Source organism: Caballeronia sp. SL1002 (assembly GCF_057814995.1).
In genome coordinates this window covers 756596-783122 of sequence record NZ_JBYMUW010000002.1, presented here as the reverse complement: position 1 = coordinate 783122, position 26527 = coordinate 756596, and the positions used below count along the sequence as shown (strand labels likewise).

Here is a 26527-nt window from a genome sequence, read left to right as displayed (position 1 = left end):
CCGTCAATTTCCGCATAGGAAGCTCCTTAGCGAAGAGTCTTCAATATAGGCTTGCGCGCCGTCGCACTCAAGCGCGCACCGATTGAATCTCACCATCGCAAGCACGCGCTTCAATGCTAGAAACGATGCGCGCCGCCGCGATTAGGTCAAACTGTTTCCCGAGCAGGCGCTTGCTCGACAGGACATTCTCCTGGGAAGCGCTTGCCGCCGTCGATCGACTCAACGAGAAAATCGACGAACGCGCGAATCGCGGGCACCATGCCCTGCCGCGACAAAAACACCGCGTACAACTGCGGCGACGGAAAGGTCCAGCCGGGCATCACGGGCGAAAGCTGGCCGGTCCGCAGCGGCGCGCCGTACATCATTTCAGGCAGTGCAGCGATACCCACGCCCGCCAGAACCGCCTCGCGGATCATGCTCAAATCCGCCGTGACGAGCCGCGGTTCGTGCTCGAACTCATGCCGCGTGCCATCGGGCGCAATCAGCCGATACACGTGACGGCCGTCGCTCGACGGTGTATCGAGGGTATCGAATTGCGCCAGTTCGGCAGGCGTGAGCGGCGGCGCGTTCGGCTTGAGCAGCGACGGCGCGCCGACCAGCATCTGCTCCGTGCGCCACAACGGCCGCGCGACCACGGTCGAATTCGCGGGCGGCTCCGAGCGCACGCGCAACGCGACGTCGATGGCGTCCTCGAACAAATCCACCACGCGGTTGGTGACGCGCAACACGACACGCACTTCCGGGAAACGGTGCAGAAATTCGGGCATCACCTGCGACAAAAACGTCTGCGCGATCGTGACAGGCACGCTGACCCGGACCGTGCCGCGCGGCGAATCGCGCAGATTCTGCACGACGTTCACGGCCGCCTGCGCTTCGGCGAGCATCGCCTGGCAATGCTGGTAGAAAAGCTGGCCGGCTTCCGTCAGCGCGAGCTTGCGGGTCGAGCGCTGCAAAAGACGCACGCCGAGCGACGCCTCCAGTTCCGACACCCGCCGCGATAAACGCGATTTCGAAATGCCGAGCACACGCTCGGCCGCCGAGAATCCGCCGTTTTCGACGACATAGGAGAAATACATCAGATCATTCAGATCGTGCGAATCGGCTTTCATCGTGGTTGTGTGTGGCTTTTCGTCGCTATTCGTTGCTTTTGGTTGCTTTTGGTTGTTTCGCTGGCAGGACAATCCATTGCGCGCGGGGGGCTTTTAAGCCGAAATGCGGTCCATATAATAGCTCTACGTCTCAAAATTAGCGCTAATTCCCTTGATGGGAGGAAATATTCATGAGCACCGTCCGCACTATCGAACGCACGATTCCCGCTATCCGCACAGTCGAAGGCGGCGGTTTTGTCGTTCATCGGCCTTTTCCGACCCGCCTTCTGATGGACTTCGACCCGTTTCTGCTGCTCGACGAGATGGGCCCGGTCGATTACGCGCCCGGCGAGGCCAAGGGCGCGCCGGATCATCCGCATCGCGGGTTCGAGACGGTCACCTATGTGCTCGAAGGTCAGTTCGGCCACAAGGACTCGGCCGGACACTCCGGCACGCTGCGCGAAGGCGACGTGCAATGGATGACGGCCGGCGCGGGCGTCGTTCATAGCGAAATGCCGGACCCGGACTTCACGCGCACCGGCGGCCGCGTGCACGGACTGCAACTGTGGGTGAACCTGCCGAAACGCGACAAGATGATCCCGCCGCATTATCAGGAAATCGGCTCGGCGAGCATTCCGGTCGCGGTGAGCGACGACGGCCGCGTGCGCGTGAAGGTGATCGCGGGCGAGGCGCTCGGCGTGAAAGCGGCGATCGAAACGCGTACACCGATCCTGTATCAGCATTTTTCGCTGCAACCGGGCGCGAGTATCGAGCATCGCGTGCCGCGCGATTATCGTGTTTTCGGCTACGCGTTGTCGGGCGCGGGTCGGTATGGCGCGGATGCGCGGCCGGTGCCCGCGCGGCAAATGATCGTCTTCAACGACGACGGGGAGACCGTGCGTATTGCCGCGGGCGATGAACCGCTCGAACTGCTGCTGATTGGCGGCGTGCCGCTGAAGGAACCGGTCGTGCGTTACGGTCCGTTCGTGATGAACACCGAGGACGAGATCCGTCAGGCGGTGATCGACTATCAGGCGGGCCGGATGGGCGCGATCACGCACTGAACGCGGTCATAGGCGTCGAAAATCTCGCCAGAACGGTGGGATTACACGCGTAGCGCGGCACAAACGGCCACATTGAGTCACAATGACCGTTTTCGCCGCGCTGCTTTTTTGGACGCGCGACACCACGATTTTTACCGGAGCACCGCATGGCTGAACCGTCCGTGATCGCGACCATCGGCGCGACCGACTATCAGGTACAACTCGACGACGGCATGCACAAATGGCTCGCCGACGAACCCGAGACGCTTGGCGGACGCGATACCGGCCCGTCGCCGGTTTCGCTCTTGCTGTCGAGTCTCGGCGCCTGCACCTCGGTCACGCTGAAGATGTACGCGAAGCGCAAGGACTGGCCGCTCGACACGGTGCGCGTGACGCTCACGCTCGAAAACACCGCGGACGGCACTGCGATCGACCGGAAAATCGTGGTCGGCGGCGCGCTCAGCGAAGAGCAGCGGGAACGGCTTTTGCAAATCGCCAATGCGTGCCCCGTGCACAAGATCCTGACCGGCACGATCGTCATCCGCTCTGGCCTGGCATCGGCCTGAAGTCAGAACGGGCGTGCAGTCCGAACGTCGAAGGAAACGTCGTCTTGAATTTCGAACACCTCATCCAGATCAACGATCCCCTCAACCCGTTCGTCGAAGCGATGACGCGGGAACAAGTGTGGGAAGGTCTCGTGCTGCGCGCCGAGCAGCCGCAGCTTTTCGTGATCGGCCTCGACCGCTGCGTGATCCTGTCGCGCGAAGGCGACGTGATGGAGCGCGAGCTGCATTACGGGCAAGCCGTCGTGCGCGACCGCGTGACGCTCGACCCCGCCAACAGCGTGCGCTACGACATTTTGCCGACGGCGGATTACGTCGGCGGTTCGCTCACGATGGCGATCGAGCAACCCGACGAACTCCAGCTTTTCGTGCGTTTCACTTACAGCACGACCCTGCCTACCGCAGATGATCCGAGCGTCAGTGTCGACGCGCATCAGACGCAGGAAATCGTCAAATCGGCGTATCGCGAGGCGGATATCGATACCATTCGCCTGATTCGCCAGTTCGTGCACAACCGCCAGGAATCCGGGCCGCTGCACTGATTGCCGATGGACGCCCGCACTATCCGGGCGTCCGCACCCTCTGCTATCGAAAATATCCGCCAATCAGAAGATCGTTGTTGCAAATAGGAATGGTTATCATTTACTATGGCTACATCGAATCAACGAACGGACTTCTCCGACATGACCGAAATCCTGCGCTCCACTACGCTTCGGCTGCGTCGCCCGGTCGAACGCACTGCCGCCGTGACCCGCCCGAAAACGGCCGCGGTCACGACCGTGCGAGCTTCGAACGTGGAAAGTCCGAGTGGCGAGCGCTCCGTGCGCAGCGACACGCTGCTGCAGGGTCACAGCCATATCAGCATCATGCATAACGGCGAGACATATCAACTACGCGCGACGCGTCTCGGCAAGCTGATCCTGACGAAGTAAAGAAGCGCGCGCTGACTTCGAGCGCCGCGCGTTTTCGAGAATTGCTGTACCGGGTATTGTGGGGACCACCTCTCCGAGAGGTGTTTGGCATTAGCCAGCAATGACGACTTGCACGCGAGAATTTAGACCCCTTCGTGCAAACACCAGCCAGTCGTCGATAGCCAGCGAAGCCGCTTTTTTTGGTTCCCGCCAGAGCTGTGACCTGCGCTTAATGCAAGCATCGCCAAATCGACAAAAAGGCTCGTTTCCTTCGCGGAAACGAGCCTTTTTTCAATCGCGGGCGGCAAGAGCCGCCTTCACGCCTCAGACGTTCTCGATCTTCAGCGCCGCGATGCCCGCGCGCGCAATTGTCGCGTCCTGATCGGACTTCACGCCCGACACGCCCACCGCCCCGACGATATCCGCGCCGACCATGATCGGCACGCCGCCTTCGAGCATCGCGGTCAGCGGGGCGCTCAGGAACGCCGTGCGGCCCTGCTTGATCATGTCTTCGTAGACTTTGGTTTCGCGGCGGCCAAGCACGGCCGTGCGCGCCTTGCCGTTCGCCATTTCGGCCGTGCTCGCGCCCGCGCCTTCGAGGCGATGCAGGTGCAGCAGATGGCCACCATCGTCGACGATGGCGACGGTCACGTTCCAGCCGTTTTCAAGCGCGTGTGCTTCGGCGGCGGCAGCGATGGTTTTGACGTCGTCGTCGGTCAGTACAGGTTTGGTTCTCACGAAAAGCCTCTAGATTGCTTGTCTCAGAAACCGCGCTGATGGATGCGTTTCGGAAAACCGGCCGCGATCAGCGCGAAAAACCCCAGAACATCAGGTACCAGGCACTGTCCACGACGGCCAGCGCAGCGACAAACCATAGCATCGCCACCCCGCGCGCCACAATACGCCCGGCCGCATACCGACTAGTCACGCGCCACGCGAGCCATCCGCTCCACGCGTTCGCAATGCCAAGCAGGCCGAGACGCAAATCCGTCACCCACCAGAGCGGAAGGTGCTCGGCGCGCAGCAGCGAGACGGTGGTCGCCGACAACCCCAGAAACACGCCGCAGCCGGCCACCGGAATCAGCGCCTGCGTCAGATGATGCAGCCGACGCATATCGAAACGGCCGAGCATGCGCGTGGATCCCGCCAGCAGCGCCAGGAGCGCCGTGCCGTAGACCAACCCGGTCGCGACGATATAGCCGATCACCATGCTGCCGTCGAGCCACGAAAACACGTCGTTCTGCTCGGGATAATGCGTGAACAAAAACCACGGCGCGTTGGTGTCGAGCGGCCAGAGAATGTTGTGATCGATCAGCCAGCTCGCGAAAATCTGCTTCAGATCGACGAACCACGTGCTCACCGTCCAGTGAAACGCGCCGATCGCAATGCCGAGCAAGCCGTACAGAATCAGCGCGGTATCCCACGGATTCGCCTGCTTGTCGCCGAGCGTCACGACCTCTTCCGACGGCGACCGCCACGTCAGCCCGATGGCGTCGCGATGGCCGCTGCATCGGCCGCACATGTGGCAGTCGGACGCGCCTTTCATGTTGCGCAAGGGCACGAGCGGCGCGCAATTGACCGGAATCACGCGATGTCCGTGCTCGCCTTCCTTGTATGAGCGGCGCCACGCGTCTTCATCGACTTTGTAGTGGAACGGCGCGAGGCGCGCGAGCAGCGAGAACACGCCGTTGACCGGACACAGGTATTTGCACCACACGCGCTTTTCGCGGCCATACAGCACGCCGATAATCATCGCGCCGACCGTCGATCCGCCCAGCACGAGCAACACCGCTTTCGGATATTGATAGACGCTCACCATCTGGCCGTAGATGGTCGTGAGTCCGAACGCGACGAACGGCCAGCCGCCCCAGCGCATCCAGCGCGGGATCGCCCAGCCTCGGCCGAACTTGCTCGCGAACTCGGTCAGCGCGCCTTCCGGACACAGCACGCCGCACCAGACGCGGCCAAGCATCACCATCGACAGCAGCACGAACGGCCACCAGATGCCCCAGAAGACGAATTGCGCGGCGAGCGTGAGGTTGTTCCACAGATGCGCCGTGCCGCCGGGTAACGGCATCACGGCGGGAACGAGGATCAGAAATGCGTACACGGCAACCACGACCCACTGAATGCCGCGGATCGCGTTGCCGTGTTTTTGCATCCACTGCCCGGCCCGGGCTAACCGGCCGGGCCGTTCAAGGACATGGCTCATGCTGGCCGACTCGCGCTCTTTTGTGCCATCCGGGTCTTGGAACGGCGCAGCAGCAAGTAGATCACCGCCCAGAACACCGCATAGGCAATCAGGTTCATGCCCGCCGGATGTGCCCGGTAACCGGTGAGCGTCGCGACGAGCGAGCCGAACGTGCTGGAATCGTCGAGGAGCCACGACGTGTCCCACACCTGATCGATCACGACCGGCAGCTTTTCCATGCCGATCAGTTTGTCGATGCCCGTCTGGAAGAGACCGGCCGCGAGGAACAGCAGCATGATTTCAGTGACGCGGAAAAACGAGCGCCACGAGAACACCTTGCCGCCGAGCTGCAGGAAGTAGAACGTCAGCAGCGCGAGGCCGAAGCCGATCGCGACCGCCAGATACTGCGCGCCGCCGACATGGCCGGACTGACCGAAACCAAGCCCATAAAGGAACACGGCCGTTTCGCTGCCTTCGCGCGCGATGGCGAGCGCGACCAGCACGGCCACGCCCCACCAGTTGCCGGCCTGCGTGCTTTTTGCGAGCGACGCTTCCATGTCGCGCTTGAGCGTGCGGCCGTGGTGCTTCATCCACAGCACCATCTGCACGATCAGCACGCACGCGACCAGCACCATCGCGGCCTGAAAATAGTCCTGGGCGTCGCCCGAAAGCACTTCGGTGAAACCGACCAGCGCCGCGCCTAGCGCGACCGCCGCCAGCAGCCCCGCCGCCACACCCGCCCACAGATAGGGCAAGCCGTGCTGCGCGCTTTCGTCGCCGTTTTTAAGCCAGGCGTACAAAATCCCGACCACGAGCAGCGCCTCGACGCTCTCGCGCCAGACGATAAAAATAATCTGACCCATCACTGACCTCCAGCCATTTGCTACCCATTCCGATTGCCGGACGCATCGCCCGGCCAATCCTTACTTCGCGACGATCACGCCCTGCGCCGACTGGTGAAAATCGTCGAAAAACTTGTACTCGCCCGGCGACAGCGGCGCGATCACCACAAACGAATCCGCGCCCGGCGCGAGCACTTTTTCCTTGCGCAACTGCACGCTTTCGAACTCGGCGGCGCCCGTGCCCTTATTGATCACTTCAATCTTGATGCGCTTGCCCGCCGGCACTTCGATCCGCGCCGGAGTGAGCTTGCCGTCGTTCAGTTCGAGCTTGAACGTCGGGAGATCGTCGGCGAACGCGGCGCCGGCGAACGAGACGGCGGATACCAGCACCGCCAACTGCGTCTTGAATTTCATGCGGCCTTCCTGAATGGGCGCGGTTGAGTGCCCTTGGCTTTCGCCGCCGTCGCCCGCGGAAGAGCGGGCGGCCGGCGGATGCACAACGATTTAGTAGCCGCCCTTCTTGCCGATGCCGGCGAACGGGAAATCGTATTCGACGGTGTAGGGCTTGAACCACGCGCCGACGCCGGTTTCCTTGTCGACGTGACGGCCGAACGCCATGTGACCGGATTGCATCGGCGGCGAGACCTTGAGCTTCAGGTGATATTTGCCCGGGCCGAAGAGCTTCACGTTGTCGCCGTAGTGCGGGCCGTCGCTTGCAACCATCGCCATCAGGTCGCCCTTGACGGTCTGCGTCGTGCCGACCTTGGTCAGTTCATACGTGACCTGCAGATACGGCATCCAGTCGCCTTCCGCAAAGCCGTTCGGATTGTTCTTGACCGCGTGGATGTCGGCCTCGAGGTGGACGTCCGAGTCCGACGCCTTGCGCATCATGCCTTCGGGATCCATCGTGATCGGCTGCAGGTAGACCGCACCCAGTTCCATACCGCCCTCGATATGTTGCTTCCCGATCGGATATTCGGCGGCCACCGCCGACATCGTTGCAGCGAGCGCCACTGCGGCGACTGCGCCGCGCACCAAAGTTGAACCCGACATCCGTCACTCCCTATTGTTTTTGACCGGTCACATCGCGCGCCGCATGTCTTCAACGTGACATGAAACGCTGGCACAGTGCGCCCGGCGCGATCCAAAATTTTGTCAATGAGAATACATACCGGAACGTTAATACGAACCATTCTCAATAGTTGACGAGTTTAGCACCGATCATTCGGCTAAACAATTTGCGCAGACTTACAGCTTTGGTTCGGCGGAGCTTTCTACCAAATAAAAAACGGCGGGTTTCGAAGTCCGCCGTTTTCTTTTCTACGGAAGCCGCCTCGCCTAACGAGAATCCGGGACGTGATCGCCCACGTTCGCACCGAACACGCGCTCACGCAAAAGCGACAGTTGGTCGCGCGTTTGCGCCGCCTTCTCGAATTCGAGATTCTTGGCGTGATCCATCATCTGCTTCTCCAGCCGCTTGATTTCCTTCGCAAGCTGCTTCTCCGACATGTCCTCGAACTTCGCGCGCGTCTGCGCTTCCTTCAGTTCGGCGCGCGCATCGTCCACGTTGTACACGCCGTCGATGATGTCCTTGATGCGCTTTGTCACACCGCGCGGCGTGATGCCCATCTTTTCGTTGTGCGCGAGCTGTTTCGTGCGCCGCCGCTCGGTTTCGCCGATCGCGCGCTTCATCGACTCCGTCATGTTATCGGCGTAGAGAATGGCCTTGCCGTTCACGTTACGCGCCGCCCGGCCGATGGTCTGGATCAGCGAGCGTTCGGCGCGCAGGAAACCTTCCTTGTCGGCGTCGAGAATGGCGACGAGCGACACCTCCGGAATATCCAGCCCTTCCCGCAGCAAGTTGATGCCGACGAGCACGTCGAAGGTGCCGAGCCGCAAGTCACGGATGATTTCCACGCGCTCGACCGTGTCGATATCGCTATGCAGATAGCGCACCTTCACGCCGTGATCGGCGAGGAATTCGGTCAGTTGCTCGGCCATGCGCTTGGTCAGCACGGTGACCAGCACGCGGTCGCCGGCTTTCACGCGCACATTGATCTCCGAGAGCACGTCGTCCACCTGCGAGCGCGCTGGCCGCACCTCGATTTCCGGATCGACCAGACCGGTCGGCCGCACGAGCTGCTCGGCGACCTGGCCGGACGTGCGGTTCTCGTAATCGGCAGGCGTCGCGGAAACGAACACGGCCTGGCGCATCTTCCGCTCGAATTCGTTGAACTTGAGCGGCCGGTTATCGAGCGCGGACGGCATCCGGAAACCGTAATCGACGAGATTCTCCTTGCGCGCCCGGTCGCCGTTGTACATGCCGTTCAACTGGCCGATCAGCACGTGCGATTCGTCGAGCAGCATCAGCGCGTCGGGCGGCAGGTAATCGACGAGCGTCGGCGGCGGCTCGCCCGGCGCCGCGCCCGAAAAGTGCCGCGAATAATTTTCGATGCCTTTGCAGAAACCCAGTTCCTGAAGCATCTCGAGGTCGAAACGCGTGCGCTGTTCGAGCCGCTGCGCCTCGACCAGCTTGCCGTCCTTGTGGAAAAACTCGAGCCGCTCGCGCAGTTCGGACTTGATGGTCTCGATGGCGCGCATGACGGTGTCGCGCGGCGTCACGTAGTGCGACGACGGATAAACGGTAAAACGCGGAATTTTCTGGCGGATCCGGCCGGTCAGCGGATCGAACAACTGCATGCTCTCGATTTCGTCATCGAAAAGTTCGACGCGCACCGCCATTTCCGCGTGTTCCGCCGGAAAAATGTCGATCGTGTCGCCCCGCACGCGGAACGAGCCGCGCGAGAAATCGGCTTCGTTGCGGTTGTACTGCATCGCGATCAGCCGCGCGATGACGTCGCGCTGGCCGAGTTTGTCGCCGGTGCGCAGCGTCAGAATCATCTTGTGATATTCCGACGGATTGCCGATACCGTAAATCGCGGAAACGGTCGCCACGATCACCACGTCGCGCCGCTCCAGCAGGCTTTTCGTGGCGGAGAGGCGCATCTGCTCGATGTGCTCGTTGATCGACGAATCCTTTTCGATAAACAGATCGCGTTGCGGAACGTAGGCTTCCGGCTGGTAGTAATCGTAGTACGAGACGAAATATTCGACGGCGTTGCGCGGAAAAAACTCGCGGAACTCGGCATAAAGCTGCGCGGCGAGCGTCTTGTTCGGCGCGAACACGATGGCCGGCCGGCCCATGCGGGCAATCACGTTTGCCATCGTGAAGGTTTTGCCGGAGCCGGTTACGCCCAGGAGCGTCTGGAACGACAATCCGTCCTCGATCCCTTCGACGAGCGTCTGGATCGCAGTCGGCTGATCGCCCGCGGGCGGGTATGGCTGATAAAGCTCGAACGGAGAACCCTCGAACCTGACGAATTTCGACTCATCCAGCGAATCGGTGGTTTCCACGACGGTTTCGGACATGAGGAGACTGAGCCTTCGCCGAGAGATAAACGACTATTCTAGCCGTTCGCGCCCGGGCAGGTTTGGGGCCGCACGCGGCCCGATTTTGGTGATCTGGCGATAGCGCGGCTCACCGCGCTCTCCTTTTGAAATGCGGGCATCGACGCCGATCGCAAGAGCGCCGGTTTTTTTGACAAAAGTTGCGATTACGCCGAAATCCTCGTGCTGGTGCGGTTTCCGCACCGAAATCGGCCGAAAAAGTCCCGATTTTGCATCGGGCGTCCGCGAAAAAGCGCGCCACGATTCGCTACAATGGCGGTTTGAGCCCATCGCGCTTATTCGCATCGACGCCGCCGGGGTTGTTCACCTCTCGCGGTAGTCGCCGCCTCGTCGCACTTCCAGCCGCACGCCTTTTCACTACTGCCGATAAATCATGTCTCTTTTCTCTGCCGTCGAACTCGCTCCCCGCGACCCGATTCTGGGCCTGAACGAAGCTTTCAACGCCGACACGCGCACGACCAAGGTCAATCTGGGCGTCGGCGTGTACACCAACGAAGAAGGCAAGATCCCGTTGCTGCGCGCGGTCCGCGAGGCGGAAAAAGCGCGCGTCGAAGCCGCTTTGCCGCGTGGCTACCTGCCTATCGAAGGCATTGCCGCCTATGACGCGGCCGTCCAGAAGCTGCTGCTCGGCAACGACTCGGCGCTAATCGCCGACGGACGCGTGGTCACGGCTCAGGCGCTCGGCGGTACGGGTGCGCTCAAGATCGGCGCGGATTTCCTGAAGCGCATGAATCCGTCGGCCAAGGTCGCGATCAGCGATCCGAGCTGGGAGAACCATCGCGCGCTGTTCGAAAGCGCCGGCTTCGAAGTCGTGAACTACCCGTATTACGATGCAGCCTCGCACGGCGTGAACTTCGACGCCATGCTAGCCGCGTTGAACAGCTACCCGGCCGGTACGGTTGTCGTGCTGCACGCGTGCTGCCACAACCCGACCGGCGTGGACCTGTCCACGGCCCAATGGCAACAGATCGTCGAAGTTGTGAAGGCGCGCTCCCTCGTGCCGTTCCTCGATATCGCCTACCAGGGTTTTGGCGACAACATCGATTCCGACGCCGCCGCCGTGCGCCTTTTCGCTGCCGCGGACCTGAACGTGTTCGTGTCTTCGTCGTTCTCGAAGTCGTTCTCGCTGTACGGCGAGCGCGTCGGCGCGCTGTCGATCATTACGGGCGCCAAGGAAGAATCCGCGCGCGTTCTGTCGCAGCTCAAGCGCGTGATCCGCACGAACTACTCGAACCCGCCGACGCACGGCGGCTCCGTCGTCGCCGCCGTCCTGGCTTCGCCGGAACTGCGTGCCACGTGGGAACAGGAGCTCGGCGAAATGCGCGACCGTATTCGCGCGATGCGCAATGGCCTTGTCGAGCGCCTCAAGGCAAGCGGCGTGGATCGCGATTTCAGCTTCGTGAGCCACCAGCGCGGCATGTTCTCGTATTCGGGCCTGACGGCGCCCCAGGTCGATCGCCTTCGCGAAGAATTCGGCATCTACGCGGTCAGCACCGGCCGGATCTGCGTGGCCGCGCTGAATACGCGCAACCTCGACGTCGTGGCTAACGCGGTCGCCCACGTGCTGAAGTAAAGGCATTGGCGTAACGGTATCGGCGAACTCGTTTCGCCCCCCGCTGATGAATGGCGCCCTCACGGGCGCCATTTTTTTTCCCCGCCGGAACGCGCAATTCGTGTTCTGTCGGGCCGCTACGTCAATCGCGAGATTGTGCGTCCCGGTGAATATCGTGGGTGACGAACCCGGATTCGCCAGTCGGCATGTCGAGCCAGCCTCGATGCGCGAGCGTGCCCCGGATATCCTGCAACCCGCTCGCCCAGTGTTCGCGCATGGTCGACAGCCCGAACTGGTAGTCCTTGTAATGCCCTTCGTATTCCTTGTGCCGGTATATGAGGTGAATGACGTTATAGCGCTTCGAGCACGCGAGCTCTTCCGCGAGCCTGCACCATTCGTCGCTGTGACGGAGCGCCTCGGGAACCTGATCGAGTACATGTTTAAGCACGTTCCGGTAACGCTGCGAACGTTGCATCATGTCGGTCACGAACCGCGTCCGGCTCGAATACTGAATGTCTTTCACGCGCCCCATTACATCGACGATGCTATCCGGCACCGGACCGCGCGCACTCCATAAGTCCACCTGAAAGGCGAGGGTATCGCGGCGCGGCGTAGCCTGTGCGATTTCGTAGAGCGGCGTGTTCGACATCAGTCCGCCATCCCAGTAAAACTCGCCGTCGATTTCCACCGCCGCGAAACCCGGCGGCAACGCGCCGGACGCGATGAAATGCTCGGCGCGCAATGTGATGCGCATGTTGTCGAAGTAAGCGAAATTGCCGGTTGCGACGTTCACCGCGCCCACCGACACGCGCGTCTCGCCGGAATTGATACGATCGAAGTCGCAAAGACGCTCCAACGTTCCTTTGAGCTGGGTTGTGTCGTAGAAACTCGCCGTCTGAGGCGAGCCGGCGGACAGCGGCGACGGAGGCGGAAAACGCGGCGTGAAAAATCCTTTCTGTCCTTCGAGGATTGCACCAAATGCCTGCATCGCGGTGAAGGCCTTGCGGATTTCGTCGGTCGAGTTGAAGAACGCGTGCTCGACAAAGGCCGGCAATGGCGGCCCGAACGCCGGCTGGCAAATCGTCTCCCAAAATTCGAGGAGGCGCGGCACGCGATTCTCGGGCGCGTTCCCCGCGATGATCGCCGTATTCAGCGCTCCGATGGAAATGCCCGCTATCCAGTTCGGATGAATACCGGCTTCGTTCAACCCCTGATAAACGCCCGCCTGATAAGCGCCGAGCGCACCGCCGCCTTGCAGCATCAACGCGATGGTTTCATACGGCGGCAACACGATCTGATGCGCGCCCGCGGGCGTCGCGGCTTCCAGTTCTTCCAATGCGGCGTGGTCAGCGGCTTCATCGGCGGCATCGCGCGCCGAAGTGTTTAGGCGTGGGCCTGAACGACCTACCGGCGCGCCGCGGCTACGCCGCAACGGCTTTTTCACTTCGGCACTGCTAGCCTCTCCTGCTTTAACCTCGTCGTGCTCCGCCATCGATACGCCTCCTTATTGCATGAACCAGCCATGACTCACGACAACCGATTGGCCGGTCAGCGCTGCGCTCGGGAACGCGGCGAGAAACAGCACGGTTTGCGCGACGTCCTCCACGGTGGTGAACACGCCGTCCACCGTGCCGCCGAGCATTACGCGCTTGATCACGTCTTCCTCGCTGATGCCGAGTTCCTTCGCCTGCTCGGGAATTTGCTTGTCCACGAGCGGCGTGCGCACAAATCCGGGACACACCACATGCGAGCGCACATTGTGTTTTGCGCCCTCTTTCGCCAGCACGCGCGCCAGACCAAGCAATGCGTGTTTTGCCGTCACGTAAGCCGATTTGAGCGGCGAAGCCTCATGCGAATGGACCGAGCCCATATAGATCACGACGCCGCCGCGGTCATCGCGGTACATATGCTGGAGCGCGGCTTTGGTTGTCAGAAACGCACCGTCGACGTGAATGGCCTGCATCTTCTTCCAGTCCGAATAAGCGTAGTTTTCGATCGGGTTGACGATCTGCACGCCTGCATTCGACACCAGAATATCGACCGAGCCAAGCTCGGCCGCAACCCGGTCGATGCCCGCATTTACGGCCTGCTCGTCGGTCACGTCCATCGCGAGGCCCATCGCCTGCCCACCCGCCGCGCGGATTTCCTCCGCGACCACGTTCGCGCCGTCGAGATTCAGGTCCGCGATCGCCACAGCGGCGCCGGCTTGCGCCAACGTCAGCGCAATCTGCTTGCCGATGCCGCTCGCGGCCCCCGTGACCACCGCGACTTTCCCGTCCAGTTTCGTATTCAGTGCCGACATTCGAGATCTCCTCCGGTTGACGAATCACATCACGCATCGGCACGCCAAACAAGTTAGCCAAACGTAGTAGGCCGATGCCTCGATATATTCTCAAGCCATCCTATGACGTTTGGCTGACTATGCGGCATGCGTCGAGCGGGTTATTGTGACGAACGTTTTCAGACGCTGCAGCGACGGCGGCGCGCCACGCGGCGCGTTTTGTCGATTTAAGCTTGATCGCAACTCTGCTCGCAACCTGATCCGGGGCAGACTGGACAGAGCGGGAACAATCACGAACACGGAAGGAGGCGGCATGAAACAACGCATTTATAGATCGAAAATGCGCGCCGGCGTAACGCCGCCGCTTCCGGTTCCGTCGATCCGCGGCAATGCGCGCGAAACCGTCGGATACAATGGCGGCCCTCCGCGCGTGCATTCGCGCCACCTTATCCCGCCTCGCTGATCCGCTCGCCATGCTTAGCTACCGACACGCATTCCATGCAGGCAACCACGCAGACGTGCTGAAGCACGCCGTCACCGTGCAGTTGCTGCGCCATCTCGCCCAGAAAGACAAATCGTTCTGGTATATCGACACCCACGCGGGCGCGGGTGTCTATTCGCTCACCGAAGGCTACGCGACGAAAACGGGTGAATTCGAATCTGGCATTGCCCGTCTCTGGGACAAGACCGACCTGCCGCCAATCCTTGCAGACTACATGGCGGAAGTGAAAGCCCTTAACTCGGACAATATCGCGCGGTTCTACCCCGGCTCGCCTTATCTAGCGTGGCGGCTATTGCGCGAGCAAGACCGCGTGCGGCTGTTCGAATTGCACACCACGGAAATCGACGTGCTTCGTCACAATTTCCGCGATGCCGGCCGACGCGCAATGATTTACGAAGGCGATGGTTTCGACGGCATCAAAGCGCTGCTTCCGCCGCCGCCGCGTCGGGCACTCGTCCTGATCGATCCGTCCTACGAGGACAAGCGCGATTATCACCGGGCGCTGGTGTGTGTCGAAGAGAGCCTGAAGCGTTTCGCGACCGGCACTTACGCGGTGTGGTATCCCCAGGTGACGCGTCTTGAGTCACAACGGTTTCCCGAGCAATTGAAGCGGCTGCAGCCAAAGAACTGGCTGCATGTTTCGCTGACCGTGAGCAAGCCGCCCGTCGACGGCTTCGGCTTGTTCGGCAGCGGCATGTTCGTGTTCAATCCGCCTTATACGCTCGCGGCCGAATTGAAAAAGGCGATGCCGTATCTCGTGGAAGCGCTCGGACAGGATGAGAAAGCGACGTTCAAGCTGGAGCATCGCGGCGACTAAGCAGATCGTCGCACTACGATATTGGCTACGGGGCCGGATTAGTGATCACGCTCGGTTGCGCTGCGTGCGTCGCCCTAATCGGCATCCTGCGTGGAAATCGAAAGGTTGGCGGGACGGGAATTGGCGCGTTGCGCGGGGTCGGCGGGCCGATTTGGTGATCGGGTTTGTGCACCCGCTTGACCTCCCGCTCGGCTGCCGCCCTGCTTGCCACCTTGCGACGAAATCGCAGGATTATGCGAAGTGCCCGCCCGATAAGATTGCCCGGTTGCGGCTCCAGACCCGGTTGCGCCGTTCCATCGCGTCGAAGAATCAGTACGGGGATAACCCGGCTGCACAGGCGCCTGGGGATATAGCTGCGGATACTGCGGCGGGTGCGGACGAGCACTTTGAGGAGACGAATATCCGTGATGCCCGCCTCCACCGCCGTTCGTCTGGCCGGGTTGGTAAGGCTGCCCCGGCTGAATACCCGCGCCTGATGTCTGTCCGCCCGAATACTCGACGTAAGGCGAGACCACGACCGTCGTCTGGTCTTGCGGCGATAGTTGCGGCAATGTCGCCATCGGAACCATTCCGGGGCCGCCCATCGGACCGGTTTGCAGAATAGTGCCGCCAGCGCCGCTGTGAATGCCGGTCTGTGTGTCGAGGACGAGTGGCTCCCCGCCCGGTTTCGCGAGCGCGAGCGGCGAGCAGCAGAGGCTGAGAGCAAGCGCGACGAACGGCGTCGCGAATGCGGATAAGCCGCTCGGGCCGCTCGATTTTTCGGCAGATTGGGTAGTCATAAGGCGCGCCGTCGTTCAGTTAGACAAAACGCTTTACCTTACCGCGATGGCAAGCCTTAGGCTAGCGGAGTCGAAAATCGACACTCAGGGAGATTTGATGAAATTGCAGAAAATTCGGCTGGCCGCGCTGACGTTTATTTGTGCCGCATCGGTGTCGGCTGCGCTCGCTCAGAATGCAGCGCCGCCGCACGATGCCATGTCTGACATGAAAATGTCCGCGAACCCAGCGACTGCGCAGGCCAATGAGCCGGCGTCCACCAAGGCGTTCCGGGAAGCTGACCAATCCATGATGAGCGGCATGGAAAACATTCCGTACAGCGGCGACGCCGATCGAGATTTCGTCACGCACATGATTCCGCATCACGAAGGCGCGGTCGCAATGGCTCGCGCTCAGCTGAAGTACGGCAAGGATGCGCAGTTGCGTGCGTTGGCTCACGATATCGTCGCGGCGCAGGATCGTGAGATCGCGTTTATGAAGAACTGGCTCGCGAAGCATCCGGAAAAACATTAACGCGCAGAATTTGCGCCCAAACGACAAAGCCCCGCTTTTGCGGGGCCTTCTTTTCCAGCAGCCGTCTTGCAGGCGCTTACAGCGTGTAGCCGTTGGTTTCAAGCGAGCGGATGCGTTGTTCGAGTTGAACGATATCCGACGATTGCGCCAGATAGTCTTCACGACGACGGCGTTCTGCGGTTTCAAACCAAATGCTGAGTTTTTCGAGCACAAATGCAAACATGATGTTTCTCCAAGGATTTCAGTTGAATCCCCGGCGGTTCGAATCAGGGATTTCCCTCAAAAGGGTTAACCCGAATTATAGCGAGAAACCTGTGAGCGCGTTAGTGAAATGCTCGCATCCAGTGCATTCCGAATTGGAATGGTGCATGCACCTTCGGCGCACAAGCCACTGAAAACATTGAATAAAGACGGTCTGTCACGAAATTCTGTACCGAAATGCACTTTTTATGTGCATTCGCGCCTAGCTTTGGGTCACTGCGCAAGTTTTTCCAGAATGGGGCAGTCTGGCCGCTCATCGCCATGACAATGGGTCGCTAGATGCGCCAGCGTGTCGCGCATTTCGGTGAGTTCCGCGATCCGTCGGTCCAGTTCGCCGACATGTTCTAACGCAATCTCCTTCACTTCGGCGCTTGCCCGGGAACGATCCCGCCAGAGCGCGAGCAATTTACGGATATCCTCGACTAAAAAGCCCAGCCGGCGTGCCTGCCGCACGAAACGCAGCGCATGAACTTCTTGCTGCCCGTATACGCGATAGCCGGACACCGTTCGGCCGACTGGCTCAAGCAGCCCGACACTTTCGTAATAGCGGATCATTTTTGCGGTCACGCCAGACGCGCGGGCCGCTTCGCCAATATTCATCTGGAATTCCCTCTCAAATTTCGCTCGACTCTACACCTTCCAACCATGGGAACGTATAGGATGGAATTTATCTTCAATCTCGAGAATATGAAATGACTGAAATTAAAGTGGAAGGTATGAGTTGCCAGCATTGCGTCGCGGCCGTGACGCGCGCCATTCAGGAAATCGATCCCGCCGCTCAAGTCCGCGTCGATCTCGTGCAAGGTCGAGTCGCCGTCGAATCGACGCAATCGGAAGAAGCGCTAAAAGGAGCCATCGACGAAGCCGGCTACACGGTCGCATGACGAGCGACACGCGTTTCAAAGTGGCGGTGATCGGCGCGTCGGGGCTTCTTGGCCGCGCGATCGCACGCGAACTGGACGGTATGACGCGAACGGCCGGTTGGCAAGTCGTCTGCACGGCACACAGTCGCGGCGACGCACGACATGTGCGGCTCGATATCTGCGACGCTGCGGCAATTGACGCCCTTATCGCCCGTGAAGCGCCCGACGCCATTGTCGTTGCAGCGGCCGAACGTCGGCCGGATGTGTGCGAGAACGATCCTGCGCTTGCCCGCGCGCTGAATGTCGATGCGCTGCGTTCCATTGCGCTCGCCGCCCATGCCCAGCGCGCATGGGTTCTGTCAATTTCGACCGACTACGTCTTCGATGGCACTAAGCCGCCCTACTTTCCCGACGATCCTCCCGCGCCGCTGAATGCCTACGGCCGCAGCAAGCTGGAAGGCGAACGTGCTCTTGCCGCCACCGGCGCGTCGTCGTGCGTCTTGCGCCTGCCGTTGCTTTATGGCCCCGTCACCGATTGGAGCGAGTCGGCGGTCACCAGTTTGACTCCCGCGATCGTCGGCTCTGCCGTGGATCGCCATGCCCCGCCCGCGCTTATGGACGCGTGGGCCACCCGCTATCCGACATTCACGCCCGACGTCGCCGTCGTAATCCGGCAAATGCTGGAGCGCCGTGCCCGCGCGGAGACGGTCACCGGCATCACGCAATGGTCGGGCGACGAACCGATGACCAAGTTCGACATCGCGCAACGTATCGCGAGCGTGCTTAACATCGACGCTCGGCTCGACGCGCAGCGGACGCCCACTGATTCGACGCCGCGCCCGCACAATTGCCACCTTGATTCGGGCAAGCTCGAAGCGCTCGGGATCGGGCAGCGCACGCCATTCGACACCGCCTTGCGAGCCGTCTTCGCCCGTTATCCTGCGCCGACGCACTAGCAACAGATCGGAGATGTGCCAAGCGGCGGTCTTGAAATTGAAGGCGAGATACTGTACATCCACACAGATTTTCGAAAAAAATGTCCGCTGTCGCCCGTCGTTCCGATGACATCCACTGATCATTCTGGCTTGTTCCCAGCTAGCGCGCGGTCGGGAGCGATGCATCTAGCCGACGCTCTACCCGATTTCGAAAAAGGGCGGCGGAGCCCGGCGAGCCAGAATAGATTCCGCTCGACCTACGATTCGACCTGCAAAGCCGACACCGCTGGCGTCTGCTAGATTGAATCGCGCGCAGATGCGCATGCTGCCGCGCCTGAAGTGTCAGCGGCTCACGCGGGCCGTTTCTGCGCATGCGTGCACGTGAGGCATGATGGTGATTCGGAGTCGCCCGGTCAGGCAGAGGAACTCGGCGAAGTACGTGGCGTGCGCAGCTTGTCGACGACGCCGCGAATGGCAACCTCGATTTCATAGAGACCGCCAATGTAGTCGAGTGCTTTCTGCGTCGTGTCAGAGGGCGTGCGAACGTGGATGTCGTAGAACTTTCTCCTCGCGTGGGCCGGCATGCTGCCTCGCGTATCGAGCCATCGCGGAACAACTCGTCGAAGCCCGCGTAAGCGTCGGCTTGCAGAATCCCCTTGAAGCTGGCGAGATGAGTTTGAGGGTGGATGCCCTGCCTGTTCGGTGAGTAGGCGAACCAGACTGAAGCCGGTTGCGTCGAACCCGAGCGGCGATCGTCGCGCACGTAGACCCAGAGCCGTCCAGTGCGGGTCGTCTTGTTGCCCGGTGCGAGCACGGGAATAGGCGTGTCGTCCGCATGCAGTTTGGCGGCCGACACCGTATAGCGGCGCAGCGCCTCCGTCAGCGGAGCACACAGTGCCTCGCATTGGCCGACCCAGCGGCCCATACTGGCCCGGTCAAGCGTGACGCCATCGCGCGCCGCGATCGCCGATTGCCGGTATAACGGCTGGTGGTCCGCGTACTTCGAGACGAGAATATCCGCCAGCAGGCTTGGATGAGCGATGCTTCGCTCGATCGGCAGGCCAGGCATAGGCGCCTGGGTGATGGTGCTACAAGATGGGCAAACCAGTTTGCGCCGGATCGTGCGAATGACCTTGAACGCCGCTGCGACCCGCGCGAGTTGTTCGGACGCATCCTCGCCGAGCGCTTGCATCGGCTGACCGCAGTCTGGGCAACCCGATTCGGGCTCGAGCACGTGATCTTCGCTCGGCAGGTGCGCAGGAAGCGCTTGCCTTGAAGCCGCTTCGCCCGTGGTCGTATTTGAGATGGACACGTTTGCACTGCGGGCCTGCGCACGCTGCACATCCGCGACGCCGCGCCCGGCGGCCAGATCCTCGAGTTGAGTCTCGAGCGTCTCGATTTGCCGCTGCAACTGCTCGGACTTGCGACCGAAGTGCAAGCGCCTGAGCTTGTCGATCTGGGCTTTGAGCTGCTCGATCTCGACATCGCGTTCGGCAAGCAGGCTACGGGCCTCGACCAGCAAGGCCTTCAGGGCTTCGACATCGTCAGGAAGATCGGCGCCGTTCGACATGCGCCGTAGTTTACGAGTATGCCGCGCGGTTTACAACATCGATAACGCGGCGGTGCGACGGGGCTGCCTCCAATCGATGCCCTCCAGAAGCATCGACAGTTGGGCTGAACTCAGATGGACCTTGCCACAGTCGGCCTGCGGCCAGATAAAACGGCCTCGCTCGAGCCGCTTCGCGAGCAGCCAGATACCGTCCTCGGATGCCCAAAGAATCTTTAGCAGATCCTAGAGGTCAGCATGGTCGAACTGCATATCTGCATTTCCGGCGGCGTCAGGGATTCGAGAACGCCGGCTATCCTGGTCCGAAGATGAAAACCGCCAAACCGCCTTTCGGTACAGTGGGCGTGCCGATTTTTAGGAGCAGGTTATGCCAGTCGCGATGCTCGCGGCGGGTTTCTCTGCTGACGACGCGCACGAACTGCACAACTCACCGGCCGAAATTCATTTCGAAATCGCGATTAACTCTTCGCGGTAAAGGCGTCGCGGGCGCTCTGGTTTAGACGCGCACTGAAACGCAAAAACCCCACCTTTTTGGGGTGGGGTTTAGGCGATACTGCATAAGGAGCCTGACGATTACCTACTTTCACACGGGAACCCGCACTATCATCGGCGTAGAGTCGTTTCACGGTCCTGTTCGGGATGGGAAGGGGTGGTACCGACTCGCTGTGGTCATCAGGCATGACTTGTTGTTGCGTCGTTTCTTGGGAGAAACGTCCACAACCAATCTGGGAAGAAGTAGTCGAACTGCGCAGGTTAAACGCGTTCGGTGTTACTGGTGTTACTTGGGCTGTGCTTGTATTGGGCACAACACTTAATCTCAACCTGGGTGTGCATGACGTACCCCCTTCGGGGATGGTCCTGAGTAAGCGCTAAAGCACTCACTCATGACGTAAAACACACTGGTTATAGGATCAAGCCTTACGGGCAATTAGTATCAGTTAGCTTAATGCATTACTGCACTTCCACACCTGACCTATCAACGTCCTGGTCTAGAACGACCCTTCAAGGGGCTCGAAGCCCCAGGGATATCTCATCTTAAGGCGAGTTTCCCGCTTAGATGCTTTCAGCGGTTATCTCTTCCGAACATAGCTACCCGGCGATGCCACTGGCGTGACAACCGGTACACCAGAGGTTCGTCCACTCCGGTCCTCTCGTACTAGGAGCAGCCCCCTTCAAATATCCAACGCCCACGGCAGATAGGGACCAAACTGTCTCACGACGTTTTAAACCCAGCTCACGTACCTCTTTAAATGGCGAACAGCCATACCCTTGGGACCGGCTACAGCCCCAGGATGAGATGAGCCGACATCGAGGTGCCAAACACCGCCGTCGATATGAACTCTTGGGCGGTATCAGCCTGTTATCCCCAGAGTACCTTTTATCCGTTGAGCGATGGCCCTTCCATACAGAACCACCGGATCACTATGACCTGCTTTCGCACCTGCTCGACTTGTCGGTCTCGCAGTTAAGCACGCTTATGCCATTGCACTATCAGCACGATTTCCGACCGTACCTAGCGTACCTTCGTACTCCTCCGTTACACTTTGGGAGGAGACCGCCCCAGTCAAACTGCCTACCATGCACTGTCCCCGACCCGGATCACGGGCCAAGGTTAGAACCTCAAACAAACCAGGGTGGTATTTCAAGGACGGCTCCACCGAAACTAGCGTTCCGGTTTCATAGCCTCCCACCTATCCTACACAGATCGGTTCAAAGTCCAATGCAAAGCTACAGTAAAGGTTCATGGGGTCTTTCCGTCTAGCCGCGGGGAGATTGCATCATCACAAACACTTCAACTTCGCTGAGTCTCGGGAGGAGACAGTGTGGCCATCGTTACGCCATTCGTGCAGGTCGGAACTTACCCGACAAGGAATTTCGCTACCTTAGGACCGTTATAGTTACGGCCGCCGTTTACCGGGACTTCAATCAAGAGCTTGCACCCCATCATTTAATCTTCCGGCACCGGGCAGGCGTCACACCCTATACGTCCACTTTCGTGTTTGCAGAGTGCTGTGTTTTTATTAAACAGTCGCAGCCACCAGTTTATTGCAACCCTCTCACCCTCCTGGCGCAGGCCAGTCAAGCTACAAGGGCGTACCTTATCCCGAAGTTACGGTACCAATTTGCCGAGTTCCTTCTCCCGAGTTCTCTCAAGCGCCTTAGAATACTCATCTCGCCCACCTGTGTCGGTTTGCGGTACGGTCTTGTTAGACTGAAGCTTAGAGGCTTTTCTTGGAACCACTTCCGATTGCTTCTTCACCTAAGTGAATGGCCTCACACCCTTGAATTCCGCGCCCGGATTTGCCTAAGCGCCTTCTCCAATGCAAGGACCGGGACTTCCAACACCCGGACAACCTTCCGCGATCCGTCCCCCCATCGCATCTAACAATGGTGCAGGAATATTAACCTGCTTCCCATCAGCTACGCATTTCTGCCTCGCCTTAGGGGCCGACTCACCCTACGCCGATGAACGTTGCGTAGGAAACCTTGGGCTTACGGCGAGGGGGCTTTTCACCCCCTTTATCGCTACTCATGTCAGCATTCGCACTTCCGATACCTCCAGCGCACTTTTCAATGCACCTTCGCAGGCTTACGGAACGCTCTCCTACCATGCATATAAATATGCATCCGCAGCTTCGGTGACTGGCTTGAGCCCCGTTACATCTTCCGCGCAGGACGACTCGATCAGTGAGCTATTACGCTTTCTTTAAAGGATGGCTGCTTCTAAGCCAACCTCCTGACTGTTTTAGCCTTCCCACTTCGTTTCCCACTTAGCCAATCTTTGGGACCTTAGCTGGCGGTCTGGGTTGTTTCCCTCTTGACACCGGACGTTAGCACCCGATGTCTGTCTCCCGTGATTGCACTCTTCGGTATTCGGAGTTTGCTATGGCGTAGTAATCCGCAATGGACCCCACAACCATGACAGTGCTCTACCCCCGAAGGTGATACACGAGGCACTACCTAAATAGTTTTCGGAGAGAACCAGCTATTTCCAAGTTTGTTTAGCCTTTCACCCCTATCCACAGCTCATCCCCTAACTTTTCAACGTTAGTGGGTTCGGTCCTCCAGTACGTGTTACCGCACCTTCAACCTGGCCATGGATAGATCACTTGGTTTCGGGTCTACGCCCAGCAACTGAACGCCCTATTCGGACTCGCTTTCGCTACGCCTGCCTTAATCAGTTAAGCTTGCTACTGAACGTAAGTCGCTGACCCATTATACAAAAGGTACGCCGTCACCCCTTACGAGGCTCCGACTGTTTGTATGCATGCGGTTTCAGGATCTATTTCACTCCCCTCCCGGGGTTCTTTTCGCCTTTCCCTCACGGTACTGGTTCACTATCGGTCGATCACGAGTATTTAGCCTTGGAGGATGGTCCCCCCATCTTCAGACAGGATTTCACGTGTCCCGCCCTACTTGTCGTACACCTAGTTCTTCCTCGCTGTTTTCGTCTACAGGGCTATCACCTGCTATGGCGGCACTTTCCAGAGCCTTCGACTAACAATGAAGATAAAGAGTACAGGCTGATCCCATTTCGCTCGCCACTACTCTGGGAATCTCGGTTGATTTCTTTTCCTGCGGTTACTTAGATGTTTCAGTTCACCGCGTTCGCTTCGCATGACCTATGTATTCAGTCATGGATACTCCATTAGGAGTGGGTTTCCCCATTCGGACATCTACGGATCAAAGCTCGTTTGCCAGCTCCCCGTAGCTTTTCGCAGGCTACCGCGTCCTTCATCGCCTGTGATCGCCAAGGCATCCACCACATGCACTTGTTCGCTTGACCCTATAACGAGTGTGTCTCCGTGTCCCCGTAGGGAACTTCGCCACAACGCCATAGGTTGAGTATTCGTGTTGCGCCGTATTCCAAAGCAATCTTTCGATTACCTTTTCATACTTTGATACAATCACAACCCTGATCCACCTACTCACACACCCATCTCTAAGTATGCTTTCGTGAATCTCTTTACTACTTCTTCCAGATTGTTAAAGAACGTGCAGCCGATATTAAATAATTAATATCCTCTGACTGGCTCAATCGCCAATGCACAAGATTCAAAACCATTCACCCGAATGGCAAACCCTGTGCATTGAAGATTGGTGGAGGATGACGGGATCGAACCGACGACCCCCTGCTTGCAAAGCAGGTGCTCTCCCAGCTGAGCTAATCCCCCTATTACCATGTCGCTTGAGGGTCCGCACAACACGCATTGCGTTTCGCGTGTCATGGTGGGTCTGGTTGGATTCGAACCAACGACCCCCGCCTTATCAAGACGGTGCTCTAACCAACTGAGCTACAGACCCTTAGCCTGTCTTCTTACAGCCGATAAGCGTGAGCGCTCAACGTTGACGTCTTGAGCTCGAGAAAGGAGGTGATCCAGCCGCACCTTCCGATACGGCTACCTTGTTACGACTTCACCCCAGTCATGAATCCTACCGTGGTGACCGTCCTCCTTGCGGTTAGACTAGCCACTTCTGGTAAAACCCACTCCCATGGTGTGACGGGCGGTGTGTACAAGACCCGGGAACGTATTCACCGCGGCATGCTGATCCGCGATTACTAGCGATTCCAGCTTCACGCAGTCGAGTTGCAGACTGCGATCCGGACTACGATCGGTTTTCTGGGATTGGCTCCACCTCGCGGCTTAGCGACCCTCTGTTCCGACCATTGTATGACGTGTGAAGCCCTACCCATAAGGGCCATGAGGACTTGACGTCATCCCCACCTTCCTCCGGTTTGTCACCGGCAGTCTCCTTAGAGTGCTCTTGCGTAGCAACTAAGGACAAGGGTTGCGCTCGTTGCGGGACTTAACCCAACATCTCACGACACGAGCTGACGACAGCCATGCAGCACCTGTGTATCGGTTCTCTTTCGAGCACCCCTAGCTCTCACCAGGGTTCCGACCATGTCAAGGGTAGGTAAGGTTTTTCGCGTTGCATCGAATTAATCCACATCATCCACCGCTTGTGCGGGTCCCCGTCAATTCCTTTGAGTTTTAATCTTGCGACCGTACTCCCCAGGCGGTCAACTTCACGCGTTAGCTACGTTACTAAGGAAATGAATCCCCAACAACTAGTTGACATCGTTTAGGGCGTGGACTACCAGGGTATCTAATCCTGTTTGCTCCCCACGCTTTCGTGCATGAGCGTCAGTATTGGCCCAGGGGGCTGCCTTCGCCATCGGTATTCCTCCACATCTCTACGCATTTCACTGCTACACGTGGAATTCTACCCCCCTCTGCCATACTCTAGCTCGCCAGTCACAAATGCAGTTCCCAGGTTAAGCCCGGGGATTTCACATCTGTCTTAACGAACCGCCTGCGCACGCTTTACGCCCAGTAATTCCGATTAACGCTCGCACCCTACGTATTACCGCGGCTGCTGGCACGTAGTTAGCCGGTGCTTATTCTTCCGGTACCGTCATCCCCCTCAGGTATTATCCAAGAGGTTTTCTTTCCGGACAAAAGTGCTTTACAACCCGAAGGCCTTCTTCACACACGCGGCATTGCTGGATCAGGCTTTCGCCCATTGTCCAAAATTCCCCACTGCTGCCTCCCGTAGGAGTCTGGGCCGTGTCTCAGTCCCAGTGTGGCTGGTCGTCCTCTCAGACCAGCTACAGATCGTCGCCTTGGTAGGCCTTTACCCCACCAACTAGCTAATCTGCCATCGGCCGCCCCTATAGCGCGAGGTCCGAAGATCCCCCGCTTTCTTCCGTAGATCGTATGCGGTATTAATCCGGCTTTCGCCGGGCTATCCCCCACTACAGGACACGTTCCGATGTATTACTCACCCGTTCGCCACTCGCCACCAGGATCACTCCCGTGCTGCCGTTCGACTTGCATGTGTAAGGCATGCCGCCAGCGTTCAATCTGAGCCAGGATCAAACTCTTCAGTTCAATGCCTGTTACTGTTTTTCGGTTCAGTTAAGAACCGGTCGCTCACTCAACGTACTGACAGATCCTGCTTATCTTTCGATACTCAAAACCTACCTTAATACTAGTGTGAGACTTGATACTTTCGCTTCAAACCAGATCCGAAAATCCGGTCCAACGTCGCTATCAAGCGCCCACACTTATCGGCTGTTAGTTTTTAAAGAACATTCGCAAAACTTGGCGCCTATCTTAGTCGCCCGAACCGCTTCGGCTTACCGCTTCAGCACTTCGTTTTTTGCGTCGCTGCATCTGCAGCAGAGAAACGAGATTATGAAGAACGTTTCGCTTATCGTCAACAAGTTTTTTTAACTTCTAAACTCACCGACCGCCTTGAAGACCCCGTCCCGCTTGGCTCTCCAGACTTTACGTACCGCCCCGCCTTCCCGCTTCCTTCGCACTCACAAAAGCGCGAAGGACCGA

General features: G+C 59.3%; 24 protein-coding genes, 2 tRNA genes, 3 rRNA genes and 1 pseudogene. 10 read left to right on the top strand and 20 right to left on the bottom strand.

The window, feature by feature from the left end:
• Positions 1-146: 146 nt before the first annotated feature.
• On the bottom strand, positions 147-1109 hold the full coding sequence (locus AC3D25_RS06515; protein WP_488887623.1) for a LysR family transcriptional regulator: 963 nt from the start codon (positions 1107-1109) through the stop codon (positions 147-149).
• A 170-nt stretch (positions 1110-1279) separates the two neighbouring features.
• Here AC3D25_RS06515 and AC3D25_RS06510 point away from each other — a divergent pair, with 170 nt between their 5' ends.
• From AC3D25_RS06510 to hemP, 4 genes are all read left to right on the top strand, one after another.
• Positions 1280-2152: a pirin family protein gene (locus AC3D25_RS06510; protein ID WP_488887622.1), complete on the top strand. Its 873-nt coding sequence runs from the start codon at positions 1280-1282 to the stop codon at positions 2150-2152.
• A gap of 146 nt (positions 2153-2298) precedes the next feature.
• Positions 2299-2697 carry an OsmC family protein gene (locus AC3D25_RS06505; RefSeq protein WP_488887621.1) on the top strand — a complete coding sequence of 133 codons (399 nt, stop codon included), beginning with the start codon at positions 2299-2301 and terminating at the stop codon, positions 2695-2697.
• Positions 2698-2741: 44 nt separating this feature from the next.
• Positions 2742-3236, top strand: coding sequence for an SRPBCC family protein (locus tag AC3D25_RS06500; RefSeq protein ID WP_488887620.1), 495 nt, complete (start codon positions 2742-2744; stop codon positions 3234-3236).
• A gap of 141 nt (positions 3237-3377) precedes the next feature.
• Positions 3378-3626, top strand: a complete 249-nt coding sequence (gene hemP / locus AC3D25_RS06495) for a hemin uptake protein HemP (RefSeq protein WP_488887619.1) — start codon at positions 3378-3380, stop codon at positions 3624-3626.
• 303 nt (positions 3627-3929) lie between these two features.
• Here the strand turns inward: hemP and AC3D25_RS06490 are convergent, their stop codons facing one another.
• The 7 genes from AC3D25_RS06490 to AC3D25_RS06460 all read right to left on the bottom strand — a co-directional run bounded on the left by AC3D25_RS06490 (position 3930) and on the right by AC3D25_RS06460 (position 10391).
• A complete protein-coding gene (locus AC3D25_RS06490; RefSeq protein ID WP_488887618.1) occupies positions 3930-4343 on the bottom strand; it encodes a GlcG/HbpS family heme-binding protein in 414 nt (137 codons plus the stop codon).
• Between the two features lie 67 nt (positions 4344-4410).
• The gene (locus AC3D25_RS06485) at positions 4411-5817 is read right to left on the bottom strand and encodes a 4Fe-4S binding protein (protein ID WP_488887617.1); all 1407 of its coding nucleotides are present in this window, start codon (positions 5815-5817) and stop codon (positions 4411-4413) included.
• Complete coding sequence (locus AC3D25_RS06480) at positions 5814-6659, bottom strand: FTR1 family iron permease (protein WP_488887616.1); 846 nt, start codon at positions 6657-6659, stop codon at positions 5814-5816. The genes AC3D25_RS06485 and AC3D25_RS06480 overlap by 4 nt, the downstream gene beginning before the upstream one ends.
• 60 nt (positions 6660-6719) lie before the next feature.
• Positions 6720-7052: a cupredoxin domain-containing protein gene (locus AC3D25_RS06475; protein WP_488887615.1), complete on the bottom strand. Its 333-nt coding sequence runs from the start codon at positions 7050-7052 to the stop codon at positions 6720-6722.
• A 90-nt stretch (positions 7053-7142) separates the two neighbouring features.
• Entirely contained in the window at positions 7143-7691 is a 549-nt protein-coding gene (locus tag AC3D25_RS06470; RefSeq protein ID WP_488887614.1) for an iron transporter, read from the bottom strand.
• A gap of 285 nt (positions 7692-7976) precedes the next feature.
• Positions 7977-10067, bottom strand: a complete 2091-nt coding sequence (gene uvrB, locus AC3D25_RS06465) for an excinuclease ABC subunit UvrB (RefSeq protein ID WP_488887613.1) — start codon at positions 10065-10067, stop codon at positions 7977-7979.
• Between the two features lie 33 nt (positions 10068-10100).
• A complete protein-coding gene (locus AC3D25_RS06460; protein WP_488887612.1) occupies positions 10101-10391 on the bottom strand; it encodes a hypothetical protein in 291 nt (96 codons plus the stop codon).
• Between the two features lie 88 nt (positions 10392-10479).
• On the opposite strand from AC3D25_RS06460, the gene AC3D25_RS06455 reads away from it, so the two are divergent.
• A complete protein-coding gene (locus AC3D25_RS06455; RefSeq protein WP_488887611.1) occupies positions 10480-11679 on the top strand; it encodes an amino acid aminotransferase in 1200 nt (399 codons plus the stop codon).
• Between the two features lie 121 nt (positions 11680-11800).
• Here AC3D25_RS06455 and AC3D25_RS06450 read toward each other — a convergent pair whose 3' ends face one another.
• Both AC3D25_RS06450 and AC3D25_RS06445 read right to left on the bottom strand, forming a co-directional pair.
• Entirely contained in the window at positions 11801-12994 is a 1194-nt protein-coding gene (locus AC3D25_RS06450) for a DUF3734 domain-containing protein (RefSeq protein WP_488887610.1), read from the bottom strand.
• A 168-nt stretch (positions 12995-13162) separates the two neighbouring features.
• The gene (locus tag AC3D25_RS06445; protein ID WP_488887609.1) at positions 13163-13960 is read right to left on the bottom strand and encodes a 3-hydroxybutyrate dehydrogenase; all 798 of its coding nucleotides are present in this window, start codon (positions 13958-13960) and stop codon (positions 13163-13165) included.
• Positions 13961-14252: 292 nt separating this feature from the next.
• On the opposite strand from AC3D25_RS06445, the gene AC3D25_RS06440 reads away from it, so the two are divergent.
• Both AC3D25_RS06440 and AC3D25_RS06435 read left to right on the top strand, forming a co-directional pair.
• Positions 14253-14402 carry a hypothetical protein gene (locus AC3D25_RS06440; RefSeq protein ID WP_488887608.1) on the top strand — a complete coding sequence of 50 codons (150 nt, stop codon included), beginning with the start codon at positions 14253-14255 and terminating at the stop codon, positions 14400-14402.
• 10 nt (positions 14403-14412) lie between these two features.
• Positions 14413-15258, top strand: a complete 846-nt coding sequence (locus AC3D25_RS06435; protein WP_488887607.1) for a 23S rRNA (adenine(2030)-N(6))-methyltransferase RlmJ — start codon at positions 14413-14415, stop codon at positions 15256-15258.
• A 74-nt stretch (positions 15259-15332) separates the two neighbouring features.
• Here AC3D25_RS06435 and AC3D25_RS06430 read toward each other — a convergent pair whose 3' ends face one another.
• Positions 15333-16037, bottom strand: coding sequence for a hypothetical protein (locus AC3D25_RS06430; RefSeq protein ID WP_488887606.1), 705 nt, complete (start codon positions 16035-16037; stop codon positions 15333-15335).
• 97 nt (positions 16038-16134) lie between these two features.
• Between AC3D25_RS06430 and copM the strand changes: the two genes are divergently transcribed.
• Positions 16135-16548, top strand: a complete 414-nt coding sequence (gene copM / locus AC3D25_RS06425) for a CopM family metallochaperone (RefSeq protein ID WP_488887605.1) — start codon at positions 16135-16137, stop codon at positions 16546-16548.
• Between the two features lie 76 nt (positions 16549-16624).
• On the opposite strand, the gene AC3D25_RS06420 is transcribed toward copM, so the two are convergent.
• Together AC3D25_RS06420 and cueR are read right to left on the bottom strand one after the other, a co-directional pair.
• Positions 16625-16771 carry a DUF3563 family protein gene (locus AC3D25_RS06420; RefSeq protein ID WP_488887604.1) on the bottom strand — a complete coding sequence of 49 codons (147 nt, stop codon included), beginning with the start codon at positions 16769-16771 and terminating at the stop codon, positions 16625-16627.
• A gap of 251 nt (positions 16772-17022) precedes the next feature.
• On the bottom strand, positions 17023-17409 hold the full coding sequence (gene cueR, locus AC3D25_RS06415) for a Cu(I)-responsive transcriptional regulator (RefSeq protein WP_488887603.1): 387 nt from the start codon (positions 17407-17409) through the stop codon (positions 17023-17025).
• A gap of 92 nt (positions 17410-17501) precedes the next feature.
• On the opposite strand from cueR, the gene AC3D25_RS06410 reads away from it, so the two are divergent.
• Both AC3D25_RS06410 and AC3D25_RS06405 read left to right on the top strand, forming a co-directional pair.
• Positions 17502-17693: a heavy-metal-associated domain-containing protein gene (locus tag AC3D25_RS06410; protein ID WP_488887602.1), complete on the top strand. Its 192-nt coding sequence runs from the start codon at positions 17502-17504 to the stop codon at positions 17691-17693.
• The gene (locus tag AC3D25_RS06405; protein WP_488887601.1) at positions 17690-18628 is read left to right on the top strand and encodes a dTDP-4-dehydrorhamnose reductase family protein; all 939 of its coding nucleotides are present in this window, start codon (positions 17690-17692) and stop codon (positions 18626-18628) included. Before AC3D25_RS06410 ends, AC3D25_RS06405 begins: the two co-directional genes overlap by 4 nt.
• A gap of 443 nt (positions 18629-19071) precedes the next feature.
• Here AC3D25_RS06405 and tnpC read toward each other — a convergent pair.
• The 7 genes and pseudogenes from tnpC to AC3D25_RS06370 all read right to left on the bottom strand — a co-directional run.
• Positions 19072-20177 (bottom strand): annotated as a pseudogene (tnpC, locus tag AC3D25_RS06400) (IS66 family transposase); the annotation flags it as partial.
• A 30-nt stretch (positions 20178-20207) separates the two neighbouring features.
• On the bottom strand, positions 20208-20387 hold the full coding sequence (gene tnpB / locus AC3D25_RS06395; protein WP_488889617.1) for an IS66 family insertion sequence element accessory protein TnpB: 180 nt from the start codon (positions 20385-20387) through the stop codon (positions 20208-20210).
• Positions 20388-20738: 351 nt separating this feature from the next.
• Positions 20739-20851, bottom strand: a 5S ribosomal RNA gene (rrf, locus tag AC3D25_RS06390).
• 230 nt (positions 20852-21081) lie between these two features.
• Positions 21082-23961: ribosomal RNA gene (locus AC3D25_RS06385) — 23S ribosomal RNA — on the bottom strand.
• 312 nt (positions 23962-24273) lie between these two features.
• A tRNA-Ala gene (locus tag AC3D25_RS06380) sits at positions 24274-24349 on the bottom strand.
• 53 nt (positions 24350-24402) lie between these two features.
• A tRNA-Ile gene (locus tag AC3D25_RS06375) sits at positions 24403-24479 on the bottom strand.
• Positions 24480-24540: 61 nt separating this feature from the next.
• Positions 24541-26071, bottom strand: a 16S ribosomal RNA gene (locus AC3D25_RS06370).
• The 16S, 23S and 5S rRNA genes sit together here with 2 tRNA genes alongside, the layout of an rRNA operon.
• Positions 26072-26527: the final 456 nt, after the last annotated feature.